The sequence below is a fragment of the Spartobacteria bacterium UBA695 genome (genome assembly GCA_002298145.1).
Taxonomy (GTDB): domain Bacteria; phylum Verrucomicrobiota; class Verrucomicrobiia; order Chthoniobacterales; family Chthoniobacteraceae; genus UBA695.
The window spans coordinates 23,227-43,890 of sequence record DBMP01000022.1; the positions used below are offsets into that span (position 1 = coordinate 23,227).

The 20,664-nt window shown below is 58.5% G+C and carries 20 protein-coding genes; 8 read left to right on the plus strand and 12 right to left on the minus strand.

Going from position 1 to position 20,664, the window contains the following annotated elements; all coding sequences use genetic code 11:
• Positions 1-122 precede the first annotated feature (122 nt).
• Both B2828_RS12055 and B2828_RS12060 read right to left on the minus strand, forming a co-directional pair.
• The gene (locus B2828_RS12055; RefSeq protein ID WP_479633996.1) at positions 123-725 is read right to left on the minus strand and encodes a Pycsar system effector family protein; all 603 of its coding nucleotides are present in this window, start codon (positions 723-725) and stop codon (positions 123-125) included.
• A gap of 10 nt (positions 726-735) precedes the next feature.
• Positions 736-1,038, minus strand: a complete 303-nt coding sequence (locus B2828_RS12060) for a DUF3892 domain-containing protein (RefSeq protein ID WP_479633997.1) — start codon at positions 1,036-1,038, stop codon at positions 736-738.
• A 92-nt stretch (positions 1,039-1,130) separates the two neighbouring features.
• Between B2828_RS12060 and B2828_RS12065 the strand changes: the two genes are divergently transcribed.
• Complete coding sequence (locus B2828_RS12065) at positions 1,131-2,027, plus strand: LysR family transcriptional regulator (RefSeq protein WP_479633998.1); 897 nt, start codon at positions 1,131-1,133, stop codon at positions 2,025-2,027.
• A 370-nt stretch (positions 2,028-2,397) separates the two neighbouring features.
• Here B2828_RS12065 and B2828_RS12070 read toward each other — a convergent pair whose 3' ends face one another.
• Positions 2,398-2,835, minus strand: a complete 438-nt coding sequence (locus tag B2828_RS12070) for a DUF790 family protein (protein WP_479634090.1) — start codon at positions 2,833-2,835, stop codon at positions 2,398-2,400.
• Here B2828_RS12070 and B2828_RS12075 point away from each other — a divergent pair.
• Entirely contained in the window at positions 2,779-3,576 is a 798-nt protein-coding gene (locus tag B2828_RS12075) for a transposase (RefSeq protein WP_479633999.1), read from the plus strand. The two genes, B2828_RS12070 and B2828_RS12075, sit on opposite strands and share 57 nt — an antisense overlap.
• On the opposite strand, the gene B2828_RS12080 is transcribed toward B2828_RS12075, so the two are convergent.
• Positions 3,514-3,954 carry a hypothetical protein gene (locus B2828_RS12080; protein ID WP_479634000.1) on the minus strand — a complete coding sequence of 147 codons (441 nt, stop codon included), beginning with the start codon at positions 3,952-3,954 and terminating at the stop codon, positions 3,514-3,516. The genes B2828_RS12075 and B2828_RS12080 overlap by 63 nt on opposite strands.
• A 561-nt stretch (positions 3,955-4,515) precedes the next feature.
• Positions 4,516-6,582, minus strand: coding sequence for a WG repeat-containing protein (locus tag B2828_RS12085; protein ID WP_479634001.1), 2,067 nt, complete (start codon positions 6,580-6,582; stop codon positions 4,516-4,518).
• A gap of 335 nt (positions 6,583-6,917) precedes the next feature.
• Here B2828_RS12085 and B2828_RS12090 point away from each other — a divergent pair, with 335 nt between their 5' ends.
• Together B2828_RS12090 and B2828_RS12095 are read left to right on the plus strand one after the other, a co-directional pair.
• Positions 6,918-8,000 carry a hypothetical protein gene (locus B2828_RS12090; protein WP_479634002.1) on the plus strand — a complete coding sequence of 361 codons (1,083 nt, stop codon included), beginning with the start codon at positions 6,918-6,920 and terminating at the stop codon, positions 7,998-8,000.
• A 29-nt stretch (positions 8,001-8,029) separates the two neighbouring features.
• On the plus strand, positions 8,030-8,818 hold the full coding sequence (locus B2828_RS12095; protein ID WP_479634003.1) for a phosphodiester glycosidase family protein: 789 nt from the start codon (positions 8,030-8,032) through the stop codon (positions 8,816-8,818).
• Positions 8,819-8,899: 81 nt separating this feature from the next.
• On the opposite strand, the gene B2828_RS12100 is transcribed toward B2828_RS12095, so the two are convergent.
• The 3 genes from B2828_RS12100 to B2828_RS12110 form a co-directional block, all read right to left on the minus strand.
• Positions 8,900-10,348, minus strand: a complete 1,449-nt coding sequence (locus B2828_RS12100; protein ID WP_479634004.1) for an SDR family oxidoreductase — start codon at positions 10,346-10,348, stop codon at positions 8,900-8,902.
• 10 nt (positions 10,349-10,358) lie between these two features.
• The gene (gene crtI, locus B2828_RS12105) at positions 10,359-11,873 is read right to left on the minus strand and encodes a phytoene desaturase family protein (protein ID WP_479634005.1); all 1,515 of its coding nucleotides are present in this window, start codon (positions 11,871-11,873) and stop codon (positions 10,359-10,361) included.
• A 75-nt stretch (positions 11,874-11,948) separates the two neighbouring features.
• The gene (locus B2828_RS12110) at positions 11,949-13,421 is read right to left on the minus strand and encodes an aldehyde dehydrogenase family protein (RefSeq protein WP_479634006.1); all 1,473 of its coding nucleotides are present in this window, start codon (positions 13,419-13,421) and stop codon (positions 11,949-11,951) included.
• On the opposite strand from B2828_RS12110, the gene B2828_RS12115 reads away from it, so the two are divergent.
• The 3 genes from B2828_RS12115 to B2828_RS12125 are packed head-to-tail and all read left to right on the plus strand — an operon-like array spanning position 13,390 to position 16,425.
• Positions 13,390-14,877 (plus strand): phytoene desaturase family protein, encoded by a 1,488-nt coding sequence (locus tag B2828_RS12115; RefSeq protein WP_479634007.1) that lies wholly within the window; start codon positions 13,390-13,392, stop codon positions 14,875-14,877. The genes B2828_RS12110 and B2828_RS12115 overlap by 32 nt on opposite strands.
• Positions 14,874-15,944, plus strand: coding sequence for a glycosyltransferase family 2 protein (locus B2828_RS12120; protein ID WP_479634008.1), 1,071 nt, complete (start codon positions 14,874-14,876; stop codon positions 15,942-15,944). Before B2828_RS12115 ends, B2828_RS12120 begins: the two co-directional genes overlap by 4 nt.
• Positions 15,934-16,425: a glycosyl-4,4'-diaponeurosporenoate acyltransferase CrtO family protein gene (locus tag B2828_RS12125; protein WP_479634009.1), complete on the plus strand. Its 492-nt coding sequence runs from the start codon at positions 15,934-15,936 to the stop codon at positions 16,423-16,425. Before B2828_RS12120 ends, B2828_RS12125 begins: the two co-directional genes overlap by 11 nt.
• Positions 16,426-16,440: 15 nt before the next feature.
• On the opposite strand, the gene B2828_RS12130 is transcribed toward B2828_RS12125, so the two are convergent.
• The gene (locus B2828_RS12130) at positions 16,441-17,103 is read right to left on the minus strand and encodes an LrgB family protein (RefSeq protein ID WP_479634010.1); all 663 of its coding nucleotides are present in this window, start codon (positions 17,101-17,103) and stop codon (positions 16,441-16,443) included.
• Positions 17,104-17,108: 5 nt separating this feature from the next.
• The gene (locus tag B2828_RS12135) at positions 17,109-17,531 is read right to left on the minus strand and encodes a CidA/LrgA family protein (protein ID WP_479634011.1); all 423 of its coding nucleotides are present in this window, start codon (positions 17,529-17,531) and stop codon (positions 17,109-17,111) included.
• Between the two features lie 83 nt (positions 17,532-17,614).
• On the opposite strand from B2828_RS12135, the gene B2828_RS12140 reads away from it, so the two are divergent.
• Entirely contained in the window at positions 17,615-18,517 is a 903-nt protein-coding gene (locus tag B2828_RS12140) for a LysR substrate-binding domain-containing protein (RefSeq protein ID WP_479634012.1), read from the plus strand.
• 18 nt (positions 18,518-18,535) lie between these two features.
• Here B2828_RS12140 and B2828_RS12145 read toward each other — a convergent pair whose 3' ends face one another.
• Together B2828_RS12145 and B2828_RS12150 are read right to left on the minus strand one after the other, a co-directional pair.
• Positions 18,536-19,003 carry an NUDIX hydrolase gene (locus B2828_RS12145; protein WP_479634013.1) on the minus strand — a complete coding sequence of 156 codons (468 nt, stop codon included), beginning with the start codon at positions 19,001-19,003 and terminating at the stop codon, positions 18,536-18,538.
• Entirely contained in the window at positions 19,000-20,628 is a 1,629-nt protein-coding gene (locus B2828_RS12150; protein ID WP_479634014.1) for an ATP-binding protein, read from the minus strand. Before B2828_RS12150 ends, B2828_RS12145 begins: the two co-directional genes overlap by 4 nt.
• Positions 20,629-20,664: the final 36 nt, after the last annotated feature.

Genomic DNA, 20,664 nt, shown 5'->3' on the forward strand with positions numbered 1-20,664 from the left:
CCCTTCCTCTTTCAGCTTCGGAATGACGATCTTGTCGACAAAATAGCGAATCATCGAAGCGCAATTCAGAGCATCAATTACTCCGTTTTCGGGTGGACGGTCCACTCCTCCAAAATAGGCCATTACCGAATCCCCCTGCAGACGATGGACGTGGCCGTCGAAAGCCTGCGCGATTTCGATATCCAAGCGATGGCTTTCCGCAGATTGGAAAACTTACCGTTAAGCCCAACCGCCAGTGCGTGGGCTTGGTGAGCCAGGTCTTCCGTCCGGGATTCGGCGTTGGACTGGTTCAAACATGTAATGAAGTTTTCTGGGGAGTCGTGTTCCGCGACGTGACCAAAAAAGACGGTCGAATGATAGATTCCGGGGTGCTTCGGAGAACTGAGAAACGGGTTGACCACCCGGAATGTCAGCCACGTCGAAACAATGCATCCGGCGGCAAGCAATACGAGGGCGAAGCCTGCAATCCATGCAGGCCAGGAATTCTGGTCCAGTGGGCTTGTAATATCTCTCCACTTCAGAAGTCCTCCTCCAAGCAGCGCCGAATTAAAAGCGATGAGGAATGCGGCTTTCGCATTGGTTGAGCCAATGTAGAAGTCAAACCTCTGAATCGTTCTCCACAGATGGTCGGAAAGCCCGGCCTCTCGGTCACCAAGCTCTTGACCATGATTCTGCCGTTCGGTTTCTTCAAGTGCGGATTGCTTTGGTACGGGCAATTTGCTCACGGCTGGTTAATTAGGCGATAATCTGGCAGGAGCCGTTGCATTCAGCCAACGAGAGAAGGTTATTGTTCCACTTTCCATCCGCGTGCGTACGGAGGAATGGGACCTTTCCGGCTTCCCGAACTACTGCGACATAAGCCCTTTTCCCGGTGACTCGATCCATCGTGAAAAACCGCTCCTCCTTCGAGTCGATTCGGGCAATTACGCTCTCCCGAGTCAGCATCCATTTACCGGCGATGTTGCCGAGATGGGTGATATGTTCGTGGGGGCTGAAACGGTCGGGCTTCACAACGCAGGTAATCTCAAATTCTTTCATGGCTGGTCTTCTGTTTGGGTTCGGGTGCGATAATCCCAAAAGAACTGAGTTGTTGCTATGGCGAAGACTGCAGGATACTGTACTAACCAGTCATGTTTGAAGACCTCTTTTCCAAGGCAGGATTGTCTCTTGATCGGCTGCGGATGCTGTGCGAGGTGGCCGAGGCTGGCGGTATTTCGCGAGCGGCGCCTGGCGACCCCACTCGACAGAGCCAGATCAGTCGCCAATTGAAGGAACTGGAAGACTTCTTCGAAACTGAATTAACCCGACGACGGGGTAAGGGGATGGAACTTACGGAAGCTGGCGAGGATCTCGCACGGCATGCAAGAGAGACACTCCTTGGCCTGCAAGATTTTCGACTCCGATGGACTGACCGGCCCCAGATGTTTTCAATTGGGGCGGGGGATAGCCTCCTGGAGTGGCTGGTCGTCCCGAATATTGCTGGAGTTGGTCTCAACGCGACCTTCAGGCTCCGAAACCTCCGAACGCGCGCGATTGTTTCGAGCTTGCAGGATTTGAGCCTTGATTTTGGGCTTATCCGAAAAAACTCGGAGAGGTCCCCGTTGAAATACCATCCGCTTGGGACCCTTGAATACGCCCTCTACTGCCCAAAGGCGATTTATAATAAGTGCGGCAAGACCGACCTGCTGCAAGTCCTTCAAACGGCGCCACTGGCATTACTGGACAGCGATGGAGATTTCATGCGTGACTTTAACGCTTGGATACAGAAGAACCGGGCTCTGCTTTCGGTCAAACTGGCGTGTGACTCCTTGCCAAAAGCCCTATGCGCTCTCAAGACGGGACGCTATGCCGCCGTTTTGCCGACGATTGCCGCCCACGAGCTTCCTTCCAGTGAGTATGCAAAGGTTGCGCTGCCATCAAAGATAGGGTCTCGAGTGATTTGTTTGGCTTGGAATCCACGTACTTTGCGGCTCCGCAGCCTGGCGCCCAAGGTTGCCGATTTTCTTACTGAGAAGCTCAGATTCTAGGGGCGATATCAGTGTTTTCTATGATCTGGGCGCGTCTTCCCGCGACAGAGCCTGAATTTCGGAAGCCCGGTTTCGGCCCTCAAACCGCCCCGTCTCAGATTCCGGCAGATCCAAGCATCGAGGCGTTGTTACATGTTCGACAAAGGACCCGCCACAAATTGTCAGGTCCGAAATTCGGAGAGGAACTCGGTCTCGGTGATGTCGCGGCGCAGGGCAGACTTGAAACTCCAATCACAACCGGTAAGGCAGGTTCTAACCCCCTGCGCCTGGATGAAAGAGGAGATTCTTGACGTATCGTTTCGGCCAGCAGACTTGCTTGGCATGTTGTTTTTTTCATATTCGTATGCTCGGATGTGCGCGGGCCGACCGCTTAGCGAGTCGTTTCGCGGAGCGCGGCGAGCACGGATTCCACGCTGAGAGCCTTTCGCAATTCCAGGAGGCGGACTCCCAGCCCCAGGAAATGGCTGGCATTCCTTGCGCGCACGGCGAGGATGATCTCCCTGTCGGCGAACAGTTCCAAGGTCTTGCGCTTCTGCTTGAAATAGGCTTGCGTCCAGAAACCGGCGATTTCTAGGAATACGCGCCGTCCGCTTTGGTGAAGGAGCACAAAATCAGGAAAGAAGCAGTGCTGCCCGGAGTGAAGCACCTCCGACTCCCAGACGAAGCGGCTTGCGTCTGCCCCGGATTTGCTGCCAAACCGATGGTAAGCGCGAAGCCATTTCTTCTTGTGGGGCGCTTGTCCTGCGACAGGATGGCCAGCTATCTTGCGCTCTATGGAAACTCGGCGGCTTTGATTCCACTGGTCCAGTTATCCGAGGCAACGTTACTGCTCGCAACATCGTTCTCGTGGCTGCAAGTTATTTTGGCGCAAACTCTTGCCGCTATACCATACCTTTACGCCTGCATCTTTTCATACCATCTCATTAACACGTTTCCATACCATCATTGTTTGTGCGGGAGGAAATGGAGGTTGATTGGAAGAACCCGCAGGGCGGCAAAGGGAACTTGTCCTGATCTCTTCCCCCTGTTGAGCAAACGAAGAACGATCCTTGCTTATGCACTATTCTCCCCTTGCCCTAAAAATCGGCTAAATTATGATGACCGCCATGGCAGCGGCGCGAAATTCCTGTTCCTGGCCAAGTGGCCCGCCGGATTTGCCTGCCCTCGATGTAAGAACGGCGAATATCATGGCAAGAGCCGAGGACGTTTTGCGTGCAAGGTGTGCAAGCACGAAACCACCATTCAATGTGGCACCTTGTTTGAGGGCACTAACAAGCCGCTCAGGTGGTGGTTGCACACACTTTGGTGCCTTACGGGGCAGAAGAATGGAGTAAGCGCCTTCGGCCTATACAGGATTATGGGCTTTGGCCGACTGCTAGAATTATGCCTGCTAGAGTCCGGTCTTTCCTACAAGACGATCAGGGACAGGAAGCGAAATACTAAGCAATCCACAGCCACAGAACCAAAATTGGACGGCAAAATCCGCTCACTCATCCCATTCATAAATATCCGTCGTGCCCTTCTTGACGGCGAGGCCAGACTTGAATGATCCGTCATCCAGTTTGGCCCAATTGAGTCTGGATATCATAAACCACCCTTCATACTCCGTGCATGCCCGAGGACCGTGACCGGCAATGGATATGTTCTGCCAAATAAGCCGTTGCGCATCCTCCATTGTCTGAACAGGGTTTCCCCCGGTGACAGTTTTGGCAATCTTCATTTTCTTGATCGCCTGACTGCAAGTGTCCTTGATGTCATCAGTTATCTTGGCAGTCCGAAAGTTGCCGCCGATATTTGCAACCCACTTCTGAGGCGGGGTGTCCGACGGACTCGATATTTCGACGACCGGCTTCCCCTTGCCAATCCAAGGGGCAAGGCAACAGAGAAAGACAATGCCGGTGAGAAGTAAATGGTGCATTTTCATCATTTGGAAAAGATTATCGAGGACCTTGGGGCACAGAGGACGCCGTTGCTACGCGGCTACCAAGCCTGGATGTTTGGGGCTGTAGGTGTCAAGCATCGCGCATCCGATTTCTCCCTCATAAATGTGGTTGGGGAGAATAGTGCATAAGCAAGGAACGATCATGATCAGAGGAAACAGCGACAAGCTTCTTGAGGCCGCGGTGAAATTGGGTGAAAAACAATCTCTATCGGTGGGAACGTAATCGGCGACTTCTCAATCGTATTGCGTCGCCAAAGCTCCTGCGCATCAGTAAGGGAATGCGTCTTGGGGAGCGAATCTGGTTCTTCGGGCGAATTCCGTGGAATCACATCACCGTGACACCTGCCAGCCAGTTCGAGTCCGGTTTTCTGAAAACGATATGGCACTCGGACCATTGTGACCGGGCCGCGACACAACCGAAGTGGCCTTTCATAAAGTCCAATTAGGCGCTGAATTGGACGTTTCTAAAGTCCTCGATCCTTTTCACCTCATCTTCTCCACGGATTCCTTCCGTGGTTGGCAGGGGAGAGTAGCGTCAATGGAAGGTTATTTCCCGGCATCTTTCTCGTGCCATACCACGATTTTTCCGGCGCGGTTTATGTATCCCCAGCTATTCTGGAGCCAGACTTGTTCCCCGTAGGGCTGATAGCCCTCAGCGAGCGCCACCGGAGCGAGATCCCCGTAAAACGTAGGGCATCGGTTGTCTGTGTATTTTTCTCCCGAGCCCCAGACCCAACCAGCGCTGACGTATTTGAGTTCGGATATTTCGCGGGCGCTCGGGTCGATCAGCCCCCATCCTTCGTGCTGATATGGCCCGCGATGGTCGGTCCAACGGTGGGTTGCCCATCCGACGCCCCCATGGAAGTCGCTGATCGTGGTGTAGGTGTCGTATGCGAGAATCTTGCCTTCCTCCGCAATAAGAGCCGTGGCGAATGTCACATTCCCTTTGTCGTCCCTCCCTCTGCTATCCACTGCAACTGCCACCCCATCGTGGAATTCGTTGATCCGGTTAAACATCGGCTCGACGAGGATTTTACCATCGATATCCGCAAGGCCGTTGAGAAAATCTCCCTTGCAGATAACCGCAAGATTCCCGCGCCAGCGCGCTTTCTGCAAAAACTCGGCATCACTGTATTTCCGGGGGGGAGATGCGTCCCAATCATACTCGGAGATAGTGTGTCTTTTCTCAGGCGGAACGTAGGCATAATCCGTCAGCACCTTTCCGGTCCGGTCTATCATCGCCCAGTAATGGTCTTGGGGATTGCACCCGGCCTTTAAGACCCATGCGCGATCCCGGCAAAATGGCGTGGTCCAGCCAAACTGCGGTGGAATGACCAGGGTTCCAGTTTTGTCTACGTAGCCCCATTGGTAATCATAATAATAGCCCGAGGTGCGCCCTTTGATCTTTTCACTGACCGCTCCCAATCCATCAGAGAAGGGTTCCGTTCGAGAAAACTGCTCAGGTATTACGAGCGTGCCGGTGTGATCGATGTAACCGGCACAGCGGTCAGAGGTTGAGGTGCGGGTCCCTTCCGGAGAGTTATTCCAGACCGGCGCAAGCCCATCCGAAAAGGGAGCAAGCTGGACTTGACCGCCGCCCGACACGCCTGGGCCAGCATATATGCCTGGTTCAACAATGACTTTGGCGTGTTCGTCGATGTATCCGTAAATCCACCAAGTATCAGTTTCGCCGTTTGGCTTTTTCCGATTCTTTTGTTCCACGATCACGGCCAATCCCTCACTTGGCCGCGTGATTTCGGTGAAACGAGCAGCGAGCGCGATCTCGCCGTCTTTGGAGATCAGACCTTGTTTGCCCTCGTTGCTTATAAAGATATAGAAATCCTCCGTCCATGGACGCACCCCTTGGAAGGGCTGTCGAACGAGCACCTTGCCCTCGGCCGTAATGAGCCTGTATTCCTTGCCGACGGTTACCCACGCCCGACCATTTTTGAAATCCAGCCCTTCTGGATGGTTCCAGTCTTCGGACTCCTTTCTTCCCATGACGTGCTCCGCGAACTGTGGCTCAAAGAGCACTTTGCCGTCTCGGGAGAAAAGCCCCCACTTGTTGCCAAGTTTGAACCACGAAACGCCATCCTCGGTTGGAATTGGCATCTCTCGACCTTGGGGCCATTTAATCGAGGGCTTTAGAATCCACCGACCGTTGAACCCGAAGAGGCCAAGCTTTTCACCATCGCGCACCCATGCCCTATCCCCCAGAAGTTCCACAGCGTCGTATTTCGGCGGGAGAAGCACGGTGCCGGAGTGCTCCAAAATGCCCTGCTTTTTTCCCAAGCTGACAACCTCAAACGGTTGATTGAAACCCAGAATAGGGGAGGTGAATTGGGGTTTGACGATCCACTGGCCAGAGCGGTCGATATAACCCCATCGTTCACCCTCGCTGACACTGACGCGGTCCCCCTCGAAGAGTTGACGGCAATGTTGAAAACGGGGTTCGATGACCCATGCCCCGGTCCCGTCAATGTATCCCCATTTGCCGTCACGGACGAAGGGGTAAAGGATGGGGAGTTTCGCTGGTTCTTCGGCGGGCAATGCCGGAGCGAAGACCGAGAGCATCAAAGAAAGCCAGACGCACTTGATTCCATCAAGATTCATCAGAACCTCATACCAAGGCAAATCTCCCGGGGGAAGATAAATGCGAGCCCGTAGCCCCGTGTTGAATTACGACAAATTGGCGGTACCCTTATGTGAAGGGGAGGGGATGTGGATCAGTATAAGGAGACACCCCAAAGGTATGGTGTGAGGCGGCTCAAATATGCATACGGCGTGCATAATTTGCGCGAAAAGGCCGCCATTCAGAGCAAACAGGGCGTGTGGGTGCGGGTTCAACTCCCCTCGCCTACATCGGTGTGTATCCTTACGAGGTATTTATATAAAATTACCGATTCCGTTCGCTTGTGTTTTCGGCTCCCGATTTCTAACATGGAACTATGATGCGGGCGATTCTCGTTAGCGGATTCACTTGGGCATTGTGGCTGTTTTTATTGATGGTGCTGACAATGGCCCTCCCGATGGCTTCGATTGCTCAGGAACCGGCAGATTGGAAAGAAAAGCAGACTGTGTCAGCGGCGGATCAATCGGAGCAGGTAACCACGGCCAAAGAGCTGCTGCGTAAAACTCTTGCGACTGTGGTTCCTCCGAAAGGGGAAAATGAACGAAGCTTAATGGCAGATGGGCGTTATGTTCTTTGTGTAGATTTGTGTGGAAAACGCATCGCTTTGGTTGACTTGGCTCAATCTGCTTCTGGCGAAACTGAAGATGGTGATCAGATAGGCCTAGGGTTCTCTGTATGGAATGGAAAAACGTGGGACCCCAAGGGGTTTTGGAGAATCGGCCCTGTATGGAGGCCGGGAGGTTGGAGAGAATCCGAAACCGATAGACTTCCTGCAACGCCATCTGTCCGGCCTTTCTGGATCGAAAAAGTTCACGGTTCGCCTATAATCATCGTTGCGGGAGCGTTGGATCGCTGGGGACAGGCATTTTATGTCTTGGATTTTGATCGGCGGGTGGGGGAGCTAAGAGTTTTGGCTCGAAGTGACAGAAAACCTGAAACGGTAGACGGCTACTTAAGGCTGCTTCGGGCTTCTGGCCGCAAAGCAGATTGGGCGGAATGGGCGTATTGGGGGGCAAAAGGGAAGTCTCTCGGGCCCTTCGGAACTTGGAAAACAGACGTGAGTGATTGTGAAAATCCGAAATGGACAGCAACCGCTTACGACGAACAAAATAGACCGACCGTATACCTAATCGAGACGAATCAGCCGGATTGCAGGTTTAAAATCAGCCGGGACGATGAACCATACGCTAAAGTAAAGATCCATAGGCCGAATGCCCCGAATATCGGCGTCGAATCCGAGGAGGCCTATTTGTTTGAAAAACTTACAAACATGCCACGCAGGTTCTACCCACCGGATTATTCAGGGGCAAAACCAAAGCGTCTCGAAGCCATTGCATCGATCACTGTGATTGGCAGCTCTGAAGCGATTAAGGTACTCTCTCCCGGAAAGGCCCAATAGCGGCCTGATCACAAGAACAACGAGATAGGATGAACCATAGCCCGCAACTGAAATTCGGTCTGGAGAAAATTTCGAGTATTGTGTGGTATGGCAAGCGGCTTTTGGCTCTTGGGTTTGCATGGTCTGTTGTGAACGGAAATGTTTCTGCCGTTGAATTCACTAAAGAGGAGATTGCAGGTAAAAGCGTAACGGTTTGTCGTGTGGATGTTCGGAAGGAGCGGCTCCAGTTGTTTTACCGGGATGAAGCGGGGCAGCCGTTTCGGCGTTTTGACCGGCTTGCCAGTTGGCTCCAGTCGCACGGCAAGAAGCTAGTGTTTGCAATGAATGCGGGGATGTACCACGGGGATTTGTCTGCTGTGGGACTCGCTGTTGTTGATGGGCAACAACGGTCACCGCTCAATACGGCCAACGGACAGGGGAACTTTTTCCTAAAACCGAATGGTGTTTTTTCAATTACGGAGAGCGGAGCGCAGATTGTCGAATCGTCTGAGTATCCCAAGCTGCGGGAAAGAAGCGTTCTCGCAACGCAGTCTGGCCCTATTCTTGTTTGGAACGGGCGGATTCACCCGGCCTTTAGTCCCAATTCGGAGTCCCGGCTATTTCGGAATGGGGTAGGGGTGCCCTCGCCCGGGATTGCGATTTTTGTAATCAGCGATGTTCCGGTGAATTTTTATGAGTTTGCCGAGCTGTTCCGGGACAAGCTTCATTGCCGCAATGCGCTTTTTTTGGACGGTACTGTTTCGAGCCTTTATGCCGAGGAGTTGAAGCGGAATGATTTTCGGATGGATTTGGGGCCGATAATTGGATTGGCTAATTGAGAAGCTTCTGTGAATGAAAAAGCCCTTTTGGATCTTGATTGTTTTTCTGCTTGTTTTTGCAGGAGTGGCAGAGCTGTTTTTTTAAGTCTCCGCTTGCTGGGCGATTCGCCGAATCAGGCCGCTGAAGATCAGGCTGTGCATCGGATACAGGGCATACCAATAAAGCAGGCCAAGTAAACCCTTTGGCTCAAAGAACGCCGTCTGCAAGAGGAGCGTCTGCCCATTGGCCTCGGGGCGCGCCTCAAACTCCAGCCAGGCCCGGCCAGGAACTTTCATTTCAGCCCGCAAGCGGATGAGCTGGCCCGGCTCCACCCTTTCCACACGCCAAAAATCAAGAGCGTCGCCCACATGTAAATCCTCAGGATCGCGTCGCCCACGGCGCATCCCGACCCCGCCGAAAATACGATCCAGTATTCCGCGCGCCTTCCATGCCCAATCCATATAAAGCCATCCCCGCGCGCCGCCCAGCCGCGCAAAACTCCGGTAGACCGCATGGGGCGAGGCGGGGACCGTCCGCTGCCGCCGCTCAATGATCATCCCCTCCCGCGTGGTCAATTCCCGGGGCGTCCGGTGGCCCTGGCTGGAGGTCAGCGCGTCACTCCACGCCGTTTCCACCCCATGCCTTTGCACCCGGTCCAGCGCGAGACGCACGGCGGTCTCGTAGTCCATCGGATCAATGTCGGGGAAGAGCATGCGGGCGGTGTGGTCGCGCACAATCACTTCGTTGCCCAGGCCTTTGATCAAGGGTTGGGCGATGTTGGCGGGAATGGGCGTGACCAGGTGGACCCAGTAGGAGGAGAGCCGAGGGGTCAACACGGGCACGGCGATCAACCGCCGTTTAAGCCCCCTGGCCCGCGAGTAACCCGTCATCATGTCGGCATAGGGCAGGACATCCTTGCCTCCGATTTCAAGGATCTGGGCCGCGCTTTCCGGGCACGCGAGCGCGGCGACCAGGTAGTCGAGCACATTGCGGATCGCGATTGGCTGGACCCGGGTGAAGACCCACTTGGGGCAGATCATCACCGGCAGACGCTCGGTCAGGTAGCGGATTAACTCAAACGACAGACTGCCCGAGCCGACGATGACCGCGGCGCGGAACTCCGTTACCGGCACGCCCGCTTCGCGCAAGGCGTCGCCGGTTCGCTGCCGGGAGCGCAAGTGGGGCGAAAGGTCCGATGCCGGGTCGCCCAAACCGCCGAGGTAAATGATGCGCTCCACGCCCGCCGTCCGGGCCGCTTGGGCACAGTTGCGCGCGGCCGCCACATCCCGTTCTGCAAAATCGCTCCCGCCGCCCAGGCTGTGTACTAAGTAATACAAAACCTTAACATTGCGCATCGCCGCGATCAGCGAATCGGGCTGCATCATGTCGCCTTGGGCCAGGTCCACTTGGTCGCTCCAGGGCCGTCCCTTCAGCCGCGCCCGGTCGCGCGACAGGCAACGCACTCGGTAACCCGAAGAAAGCAGGCGGGGCACCAGCCGTCCGCCCACATAGCCCGTCGCTCCAGTTACCAAAATGAGGTCCGCGCTCATAGGATGGCATTCAGGTATCTTGTGAGCGGGGGGCAAGAGACGCGGAGGAAATCCCGAGGTCCTCCAAGACCAGCCGCGAGGTGATGCGGGAGGATTCGAAAATCACCGGCAACCCGCTCCCGGGATGGGTGCCGCCGCCGACTAGGTACGTTCCGGGGATGTCTTCAAAGCGGTTTCGCGGGCGCAAATGCAGCATCTGGCCGAGATTGTGGGCGAGGTTAAAGGTGGCCCCGCGGTAGATGGGCCCCTGCGATTCCCAGTCGGCAGGCGTGGTGATTTTTTCAAAGCGGATGCGGCTTTCGAGGTTCGTGATCCCGAGTTGGGCCAGCTTGGAGATTGCCAGGGCGCGAAAGCGATCCCGTTCGCAGCTCCAGTCGATATTCGGGTGCATGTGGCTGACGGGCACAAGAACGTACAGCGTGCTGTGCCCCGGAGGTGCCAGGGACGGGTCGGTGACGCAGGCGTTCTGGACGTAGAACGACGGATCTGCGGAGAGTACGTGCCGTTTCTCGATCTCTTCCAGGTTCCGGGGATAGTCCCGGGAAATGTAGATGCTGTGGTGGGGCAGATCGCAGCATCCCTCGATGCCGAGGTAGAGCATGAAGGTGGAGCAGGAGTATTTGCTGCGGGCGATTTTGGCATCGGTCCAGCGATGGCGCGCGCTGGCAGGGACGTGGCGCGTCATGAAATCGGCGAAGTCAGCGTTGACGATGACGGCGTCCGCGCGGGTTTCCCCCGAGGCGGTGCGAATCCCCACAGCGCGCCCCCCTTCGAGCCGTAATTCCTCAACCGGTTCGTTGAGCCGGAACTCGACACCGAGACGCCGCGCAACCCGGGCCATTGCGGCGGTGATGGCATTGCAGCCGCCGATCGGATGATAGACGCCGTATTCGTATTCGATGAACGAGAGGATGGAAAACAGACTCGGGCAGCGGTAGGGCGACATGCCGAGGTATTTGGACTGGAAAGAGAAAGCAAGCCGGACGCGCGGATCGCTGAAATAGCGGCCCAGTTCGTCGTTGAGCGAGCGCCAGGGAGCCAGGAACGGGAGGAGCCGCAGGATGCGCGGGGTGACGACGTCGCGCCAGCTCAAGAACGGGTTCTCCATGCAGGGGCGAAAGCGGGCGAGTTTTTCCCGGTTGTCGGTCATGAACCGGCGCAGCGCTCCCGCGTCCGCCGGAGCCAGAGCGGCCACGGCGCGTTCCATTTGTTCGAGGTCGGGGGTGCAAAGAAGATCGCCGCCCGCGCCAAAGGTGATGCGGTATTGAGGATCGAGCTTCACCATCTCGACTTCCCGGTGCAGATCGTGCCCCGTGGCGGCAAAGATCTCCTCCAGGACGCGCGGATACATAAAGAAGGTCGGGCCGACATCAAACCGATAGCCGCCCCCTTCAATCGCCGAGGTGCGCCCGCCAATGCGTTCCCTTTGCTCGACGACCGTGACGCGCACCCCTGCCTTGGCCAGCAGCATTGCGGCTCCCAGCCCGCCCGGTCCCGCACCGACAATCAATACGGTTCGCGCCATACGGTGATCCCTTCCTGATTGTAAACGCAGGGTGCCGCCGGATGAGGGGTAGCGAACTTCAAGCCCGCCGCAGCCCTACCGCCCCAGCATCCATTGGTAAACCCGCTTGAAGCTTCCAAAAGCGCGCCGGAAAGGCGGGTAACGCCATCCGGGATCGCCCCACAGGGAGCGCTCTACCACAGGTTTGGAATGCGTAAAACACGCGAAACTCGCCCGCCCGTGGTAGGCGCCCATGCCGCTTTCGCCCACACCCCCGAAAGGGAGGTCTTTGCCGAGCAGGTGCACCACGGTGTCGTTCACGCAGATTCCGCCGGAGCGCGTTTCGGCTGCCAGGCGTTGCCGCGTCCGCTGGTCTTTGGTGAAAAGGTAGAGCGCGAGAGGCGAGGGGCGGTCGCGCAGAAAGGCCAGGGTTTCCTCGAAATCCGTGAAGTCGATCACCGGCAGAATGGGGCCGAAAATTTCCTCCTCCATTACCGGGGCCGTCAACGGAACGTCGGTAAGGATCGTCGGCTCAATATAAAGCTCGCTGGCGGAAGTGCGCCCGCCGTGGGCGATGTGGCCCTGGGGCAGATACGCCGCCAGCCGGTCGAAATGCCACCGGTTGACGATGCGCCCGTAATCGGGGCTGGAGAGCGGATCGGGGCCGTAAAACGCGCCGATAGCCCGCGCCATTGCGGCAACTAGCGGGGCGCGGATACTGCGATCCACGAGCAGATAATCCGGCGCGACGCACGTCTGCCCCGCGTTCATAGTCTTGCCCCAGACGATGCGGCGCGCGGTGATTTCCAGGGGGCTATCGTCGCAAACGATGCACGGAGATTTGCCCCCCAGCTCCAGCGTCACCGGCGTCAGATGCTTGGCCGCCGCCGCCATGACCGAACGCCCGACGCCAGGGCTGCCGGTGAAAAAGAGCGTATCGAAGCGTTGTTCCAGCAGCGCTTCCGCTGCCTCCCGGCCCCCTTCCACCACGGCAATATATTCCTCGGAAAACGTTGCGCGGATGAGCTTGGCCGCGACTGCCGAAGTGTGCGGGGCGAGTTCCGACGGCTTCAGGCAAGCGCAGTTCCCCGCGGCGATGCAGCCCACCAGGGGCGTGAAAAGCAACTGGAATGGGTAATTCCACGGACCCACAATCAGGGCCACGCCGTAGGGGTCGGGCTGAACGGAGGCGCGCCCCGGCAAGGTGAGCAGGGGCAGGTGGCCGCGTCGAGGCTTCATCCAGTTTGGCAGGCACCGCACCGTATGGCGGATTTCTCCCAAAACCATGCCAAGCTCGCTGGCATAAGCCTCCTGGGGCGGCTTGTGGAGATCGGCCTGCAATGCCTCCAGCAGCTCCCTCTCGCGGGTTTCAATGGCCGCCTGGAGTTCACGCAACCGCGCGCGCCGGAATTCCAGGGGCCGGGTTGCATGAGACCGAAAATAGGCCCGCTGACGTTCCACAAGGGCGGCGCAATTCATAGAGGCGTTGAGGGTTTCCTCCGAATCGCAGCTCACCGCCGGAACGAGGGGAGTGTCGATGGACCAGCAACCAAAAAAAGTGATCGTCATCGGAGCCGGGCTCGGCGGGATCTCGGCGGCGATTTCGTTGGCCCAAGAGGGGTACGCGGTTTCCGTGTACGAGAAGAATGACAAGATCGGGGGCAAGCTCAACGTCTTAAAACAGGACGGCTATACCTTTGACCTCGGGCCTTCCATTCTCACGCTGCCGCATCTGTTCGAGCGGTTGTTCGAGCGCTCGCACCGCAAGCTTGCCGACTATATTTCGATCCGCCCGTTGCGTCCGCATTGGCGTAATTTTTTTGAAGACGGCACGACCATCGACTTATTTCCCGAGCCCGACCGGATGGCGGCGGAGGCCCGGAAAGTGGGCGAGTCTCCCGAAGCTGTCCGGCGTTACCTCGAATACTCCGCCCGCCTTTACGACCTCGTCGACCGGGGGTACTTTCAGCAGGGCTTGGACAACGCCCGGGACTTCGCGCGTTTCTACAGCCTTGGGGACTGCCTGCGGTTTGATGTCTTCCGCACGATGCACGGCGGCGTTGCCCGCTATTTGCGTACCCGGTATTACCGAGACATCTTCGACTACTTCATCAAATACGTTGGCTCCTCGGCCTACCGCGCCCCGGCCTTCATGAACTGCCTGCCGACGATCCAGTTTCGCTACGATCTCTGGTACGTGGACGGCGGGCTTTATGGGATCGCGCTCGGGCTCGGGCGCTTGATGCAGGAGCTGGGCATCGCGGTTCATCTCCAGAGCGAGGTGGTGGAGATCCTCACCGAGGGCGAGCGCGTCACGGGCATCGCGTGCAAAGGGGGCAGGGTTGAACCGGCAGACATCGTGGTGTCGAACATGGAGGTGATCCCGGCCTACCGGGACTTGCTCAAAGAGGATGCGAAGTTCATGCGCACTTTGGAGAAATTCGCGCCCGCCTGTTCCGGCTTGATCCTGGATCTCGGCCTGGACATCCAGTACCCGCAGCTCGCGCATCACAATTTTTTCTTTTCGAGCGACCAGCGCCGCCACTTCCGCACCGTCTTTGAAAAAGGCCAATTACCGGACGACCCGACGATCTACCTCGTCGCGGCCTCCAAGACCGATCCGACAGTGGCCCCCGCCGGTTGCGACTGCCTCAAAATCCTGCCGCACATCCCGTGCATCGACCCGCGGCATCCCTTCAGTCGCGCCGACTACCTCGCGCTCAAAGACCGGATCATCGACCGGCTGGAAGCCATGGGCCTGGCGGATCTGCGCAAGCACATTGTCTTCGAACACGTTTGGACGCCGCTGGATATCCAGGCTCAATATTACTCCAACCAAGGCTCCATCTACGGCGTGGTATCCGACCGGTTCAAGAATTTCGCCTTCAAAGCCCCCAAGCAGAGCAGCCGTTACGCGAATCTGTTTTTCGTCGGAGGTTCGGTGAACCCGGGCGGTGGGATGCCGATGGTGGTGCTCTGCGGACAGAACGTCTGCCGGAAAATCGTGGAATGGGATCGGGGATGATTTTCTTTGCGATAACGCTGGGGCTCTGGCTCGTCGGGTTCGGGGTGTTTTGGCGGCTGCCGGTTCCACAGGGCGCACCCCGCCCGGCACCGTACCCATCGCTTTCCATCATAATCCCCGCGCGCAACGAGGAAGCGAATCTCCCCACGCTGTTGCGCTCGATGGCTTTGCAAACCGCGCAACCCCGCGAAGTGATAGTGGTCAACGATGGCTCGACGGATCGCACCGCTGCCGTGGCGCGCGAACTGGGGGCCACGGTGCTGGAGGCTCCGCCGCTCCCCGACGGCTGGCGCGGCAAACCGTGGGCCTGTCATCAAGGCGCGGCGCTCGCAAGCGGCGATCTCTTGCTGTTTTTGGATGCCGATACCTGGTTCGAGCCCGGGGGCTTGCGCAAAATCCTCGATGCTTACCTTGCCGGTGGAGGCGTGCTCTCGGTCGGCCCCTATCATGCCGTCCAGCGGCCTTACGAAGAGCTTTCCGCATTCTTCAACCTTGCCATGACGGCGGGCATGGGCGCTTTCACCCTGCGCGGCTCCGCCCTCTTTCCGCGCGGTTTGTTTGGGCAGATGCTGATGGTCAACCGCGCGGCCTACTTCCGCGTGAAAGGCCACGAAGCGGTCAAAGATCGGATCTTGGAAAACTTCGCCCTCGCCCGGCATTTTCAAGCCGCCGGGGTGCCTCTGCACTGTTACGGGGGCAAGGGCGTGCTCGCCTTTCGCATGTATCCGCATGGGCTAAAGGAACTCGTGGAAGGCTGGACGAAAGCCTTTGCCTCCGGGGCTGGCGGCACGGCGCGCCCCTTGCTGGCCTTGATCGTCGCCTGGATGTGCGGAATGTTTTTTGCGTTGAATCTCCTGGTCTGGCAGCCCTCGACGGCCTCGCTGGGCCTCTACCTGCTGTTTGCGCTCCAGCTTTATGCCATGCTCCGGCGCATCGGGGCGTTCCGCTGGGTCACGGCATTGCTTTACCCCGTGCCGCTGATTTTTTTCTGTGCGGTGTTTGCCTGGTCCGCAACCCGCTCCCAAGGGCCAGTCAAATGGAAAGGGCGTATCGTTAATGCTGATTGAACTTCCCGTTGCCTGGTTAGTTGCAATCAATGTCCTTGGCTGGCCCGTGATCCACCTCGCCGTGTCTTGGGGCGTCACTCAACTTCCTCCCAATACATTCAACCCGCAAAGCTGGCTTTTCCGACCGCGAAGCTGGGAGCATGGCGGAGAGATTTACAAGCGTCTCTTTGCCATCCAACAATGGAAAGCGTTCCTGCCTGACGCCGCATCTTGGTTTCGCAAGGGCTTCCCCAAACGGAAGCTGACTGCGTTCGCCCCGGACTATTTGGAGCGTTTTATTCAGGAAACTTGCCGGGGCGAGGCGGCGCATTGGGTGACGATGGCCGCGGCGCCGGTCTTTTTTCTGTGGAATCCCTGGTGGGTGGATTTGATCATGGTCGCCTACGCGATCCTGGCGAATCTTCCGTGCATTTTAACCCAACGATACAACCGCCTCCGGCTCACCCGGCTGCGAGGGGACCGCAAGCGCCGCCCGCGATGAATGGCGCGCGCCAGCCTAGAAAACGCAGGCTGATAGCAGGACCATCGCGACGCCCGCGAGGATCATGACGATGCTGGAGACGACGCCTTCGTCGGTGTGCCGATGCTGCGCTTTGACGGTGCCGAAGGCGTGGGCGGCGGCTCCCCACATGGCTCCGCGCGCGAGCCGCGAACGGGATGAGACGCACCCGAGCACGGTTTCGCCGATGATGATGCCGCAAAGGCCCGTCAGGATGACGACCAGCGAGGTGACCCCCTGCGAGGCACCCGCCAGCCCGGCGGCTTCGAGGGCAAAGGGGGTGGAGACGGACCGCAGGACCATGCAGCGCTCCACGTCCGGCGACAGGCTGAAGAGGCGCGAGATCGCCCACGAACCGCCCGCCCCGAGGACGATGCACGAGAGGACGCCGACGCAGATCGAGATAGGGTAGCGGCGCAGGATGGCGCGTTGCTGGTAGATGGGCAGGGCGAAGGCTACCGTGGCCGGGCCCAGCAGCCAGACCAGCCAGTGGCTGTATTGGTTATAAACGGCAAAGGGAATCCGCAGCCAGACGAGCAATAGAACCAGGATCGTCGGGACCATCAACGCGGGCATGGTCCAGATGGCGGGCCGCCAGAGGTGAAGGCGTTTGGCGAGGGCGTAAATTCCGAGGGTGATCAGCAAACATAAAAGCGCCATGGCCTTTAGCTCTCGCTTTCCGGCGCGGGCGCGGCATTGGCGGCTTGGCTCTCCCAGCGGAACACTTTGTCCACGGTCCAGACGGTTCCGGCCATGACGACAGCCGTTCCGAGCCCGATGGCGCCCAGCAGCCGCAGCCCTTGGGCGGCGAGCAGGTGGGAGTAGTTCATGATGGCCACCACGGCGGGGATGAAAAACAGGAGCATCTCGCCGTGGAGCCGGTGCGCGCCGTCGTGCAGGAACTTGGGCTTGAGAATGCCCGAAAAGAGCAGGGCCAGGACGGCGATCATGCCCAGGACGCTGGCCGGCATGCGGCATCCGAATTTATGACCGAGAAAATTGGCCGCGATCCACACGAGGGTGAAAAAAGCGATTTGAAGCGACGCGGCGAGAGCAGGCCGAAGGTGTTGACGTGCTTGGAATTTCATTGGGCGAACAGGAATACCAAATCGCCGGTCATTTGAAAAATAGATTGTAAGTATGGCTACCATTTGAAATACGTATGGTGCAAATGGAACTCCGATCTCTGCAAGTCTTCGTCGAAGTGATCCGCCAGGGTGGGTTCACCGCGGCGGGTAAACACGTTCTGCTCACCCAGCCCTCGGTGAGCCGCCAGATCAAGCTCCTGGAGGATGAGCTGGGCCAGGTGCTGATTGTGCGGGATCGGAACGCGATTTCCCTGACCGATGCGGGGAAGATCGTCTACCAGCGCGCGCTCTCGCTGCTGGGCGAGACGGCCCGGCTGCGTGCGGAGCTTGATGAGCTGGCCGGGTTGCGCCGGGGCGAGCTGAGCCTCGGGGTGCCGCCGCTGGCGGGGATGCTTTTTGTGCCGCTCATCCGGGCATTTAAGGAGCTGTATCCGGCGGTGGAGTTGCGGCTTTTTGAGAGCGGTTCGGATACGATCGAGGGGGCGCTGACGTCCGGGGAGGTGGAGATCGGCATGCTCTTGCAGCCGGTGACGGAGGAGCGTTTTGAATCCGCGCCGATTTTCCAGGACAGCCTCGCGCTGGTGGTGCCGCCGGATTCCCCCTGGGCCTTTAAGCGCTCGGTGCCGCTGGCCGCGTTGAAGGATGTGCCGCTGATTCTCTTTCCCGAGGGGTTTACGCTCAACGACCGGATCGCGGGGGTGTGCCGCCGGGCGGGGTTCGCGCCGCAGATCACGGGCCGCAGCGGCCAGCCGCAGTTTATCGCCGCGCTGGTGGGCAGCGGGGCGGGCGTGGCGCTGCTGCCGCATTTCGTCATCCGGGATACGCCGGGGGTGGCGGTGGTGGAGATCGAGGATGCGGTGATCGACTGGAGCCCCGCGCTGGCGTGGCCGCGGGGGCAGTATCTCTCGTGCGCGGGCCGCGCGCTGGTCGAGCTGGCGAAAAAGGAGGAGACGTGGCGAGACGCGCGGACGGCTCTCGGGCAATAGCGTTTTTTTCGCTGCCGGTTAGCCGAGGGCGTTTTCCAGCCGGTCCAGGAACGGAATCAAAGCCGGGTTGAGCTTTTCCCGGGCGGTGGCCAGGGTGGCAAAGGCGGCCCGGTCGATTTCCGGGAACTCCCGGATCTGCCCGGACCTCGGCGGCCATTCCAGAGAAAAGGTGTTGCTGTGGAGTTGCTCCGGGTCGATCTCGTCTCCGGAGCGGTCAAGAGCCCAGGCGTGAACGGTTTTGCCGCTTTTCATCCGGACCTCGCCGAGCGGGATGAGCGGGCCGAGGGCTTCGATGCCCAGTTCCTCCTGGAATTCGCGCCGCGCCGTCGCCTCCAGGTCCTCGCCAGGCTCCGTCTCTCCCTTGGGGATCGACCAGGCTCCGGCGTCTTTTTTTGCAAAGAACGGGCCCCCGGGATGGACGATCAGGACCTCGATTCCCCCGGTCGTCTGCCGGAAAAGCACGATGCCCGCACTGATTTTGTTCATGGCTGTTTTTCCTGTTTTCGGCTCCGGGGCGGGTCGCACGGGTTGGCCAGCGGGAGCGTGAACCAGAAGGTGCTGCCGTGGCCGGGGTCGCTCTCCAGGCCGATTTTGCCGCCTTGCGCCTCCACGGCGAGCTTGCAGAACGTCAGCCCGAGCCCGCTGGAATGCAGCTGGCGCATGCCCGCCACTTGGCCGAATTTTTCGAAGATCATCGCGTGCGCCTCCTTGGCGATGCCGGGGCCGGAGTCGGTGACGGAGACGAGGGCCTGCCCTCTTTTCAGCGTGACGCGCACTTTCACGGCGGTTTTCTCGGGCGAAAACTTGAGCGCGTTTCCCACCAGGTTGGTGACGACCCGCGCGGTGACGCCGGTATCGCAGCGGATGGGGATGGGGATTTCCCCAAACTCCAGGATTAGCCGGGATGCGCCGACCAGGGCGACTTGCTTTTTCAGCGCGTCATGGATGACGCGGTTCAAGTCCGCTTTGGCGAGGGTGATCGGCATTTTGCCCGATTCCAGGCGGCTGATGTCCAGCAGCGAGGTCACCATTTCGTTGAGCTGCCGGGTGCCGTCGTGGGCGTTCTGGAGGGCCTCCATTTCCATTTCGTTGAGCCGTTCAACGGCGGTTTGCTCGACGATTTCCAGAAACCCCATGATAAACGAGAGCGGCGCGCGCAGATCGTGGATGATCATGTGGGTGAGGTTGTCGCGCAGGGTCTCCATTTCCTTGAGCTGCTCGTAGTTGGCGCTCAGTTCGTCGATGGATTTCTTGCGCTCGGTGACGTCGTACCCGATGCCCACGTAGGTTTGCACTTGGCCCTTTTCGTCAAAGACCGGGGTGATGTGGATGTCGTTCCAGAAGGGCTCGCCTGTTTTCCGGTAATGCAGCAGGGTGGTCTTGTAGGGTTGTTGCTTGGCCATGGCCGCCGTCATTTCGTGGTAGGCGGCGGGGTCGGTTTTTTCGCCCTGCAGGATGCCGATGGGCTGCCCGATGACTTCCTCCTGCGGGTAGCCGGTAATTTCCGAGAATGCGGGGTTGCAGAAGACAATGGGGTGATGCGGCTGGTGGCAGTCGATGACCACGATCTGCGTGGCGATGTGCGCGATGGCGGTGGCCAGGCGGTTTTTTTCCAGGGTTTCCCGGCGCAGGCGAAGTTCCGAGGTGGTAATATGCGCCAGTTCTTTCAGGAGTTCCTTCTGCTTGGCGGTGAATTTCCGGGGGGCCCGGTCGATGGCGCAGAGTACGCCGATATTGCTGCCGTCGTGGGCCTTCAGCGGCATCCCGGCGTAGAAACGGACGCCGAGCGGACCGGTGACGAGGGGGTTATCGGCAAAGCGCGGGTCCTGGGTAGCATCAGGGACGATCATCATCTCATCCGAAAGGATGGCGTGTGCGCAAAAGGCAATGTTGCGCGGGGTCTCCCGGGTTTCGAGGCCGCAGGAGGCTTTGAACCACTGACGGTTTTTGTCTACGAGGGTGACGGTTGCTATGGGGACCTTCAGGATGCGGCTGACGAGCCGGGTGATTCGGTCAAAATTCTCCTCGCGGGGTGTGTCCAGGATAGCGTAGCTATCCAGTGTTTTCAGCCGCTGACTCTCGTTCGCGGGAAGAGGTGCTTCGATAGGCATCGTGGCTTGTTGAGCCCCCTAAATAATACAAAAGAG

Excerpts from the sequence above, each read along its gene's own strand:
- B2828_RS12060 (WP_479633997.1), bottom strand. The coding sequence starts at position 1,038 with ATGAAAGAATTTGAGATTACCTGCGTTGTGAAGCCCGACCGTTTCAGC.
- B2828_RS12065 (WP_479633998.1), top strand. The coding sequence starts at position 1,131 with ATGTTTGAAGACCTCTTTTCCAAGGCAGGATTGTCTCTTGATCGGCTG.
- B2828_RS12075 (WP_479633999.1), top strand. The coding sequence starts at position 2,779 with ATGGCCAGCTATCTTGCGCTCTATGGAAACTCGGCGGCTTTGATTCCA.
- B2828_RS12080 (WP_479634000.1), bottom strand. The coding sequence starts at position 3,954 with ATGATGAAAATGCACCATTTACTTCTCACCGGCATTGTCTTTCTCTGT.
- B2828_RS12085 (WP_479634001.1), bottom strand. The coding sequence starts at position 6,582 with ATGAATCTTGATGGAATCAAGTGCGTCTGGCTTTCTTTGATGCTCTCG.
- B2828_RS12090 (WP_479634002.1), top strand. The coding sequence starts at position 6,918 with ATGATGCGGGCGATTCTCGTTAGCGGATTCACTTGGGCATTGTGGCTG.
- B2828_RS12095 (WP_479634003.1), top strand. The coding sequence starts at position 8,030 with ATGAACCATAGCCCGCAACTGAAATTCGGTCTGGAGAAAATTTCGAGT.
- B2828_RS12100 (WP_479634004.1), bottom strand. The coding sequence starts at position 10,348 with ATGAGCGCGGACCTCATTTTGGTAACTGGAGCGACGGGCTATGTGGGC.
- crtI (WP_479634005.1), bottom strand. The coding sequence starts at position 11,873 with ATGGCGCGAACCGTATTGATTGTCGGTGCGGGACCGGGCGGGCTGGGA.
- B2828_RS12115 (WP_479634007.1), top strand. The coding sequence starts at position 13,390 with ATGGACCAGCAACCAAAAAAAGTGATCGTCATCGGAGCCGGGCTCGGC.
- B2828_RS12110 (WP_479634006.1), bottom strand. The coding sequence starts at position 13,421 with ATGACGATCACTTTTTTTGGTTGCTGGTCCATCGACACTCCCCTCGTT.
- B2828_RS12120 (WP_479634008.1), top strand. The coding sequence starts at position 14,874 with ATGATTTTCTTTGCGATAACGCTGGGGCTCTGGCTCGTCGGGTTCGGG.
- B2828_RS12125 (WP_479634009.1), top strand. The coding sequence starts at position 15,934 with ATGCTGATTGAACTTCCCGTTGCCTGGTTAGTTGCAATCAATGTCCTT.
- B2828_RS12130 (WP_479634010.1), bottom strand. The coding sequence starts at position 17,103 with ATGGCGCTTTTATGTTTGCTGATCACCCTCGGAATTTACGCCCTCGCC.
- B2828_RS12135 (WP_479634011.1), bottom strand. The coding sequence starts at position 17,531 with ATGAAATTCCAAGCACGTCAACACCTTCGGCCTGCTCTCGCCGCGTCG.
- B2828_RS12140 (WP_479634012.1), top strand. The coding sequence starts at position 17,615 with ATGGAACTCCGATCTCTGCAAGTCTTCGTCGAAGTGATCCGCCAGGGT.
- B2828_RS12145 (WP_479634013.1), bottom strand. The coding sequence starts at position 19,003 with ATGAACAAAATCAGTGCGGGCATCGTGCTTTTCCGGCAGACGACCGGG.
- B2828_RS12150 (WP_479634014.1), bottom strand. The coding sequence starts at position 20,628 with ATGCCTATCGAAGCACCTCTTCCCGCGAACGAGAGTCAGCGGCTGAAA.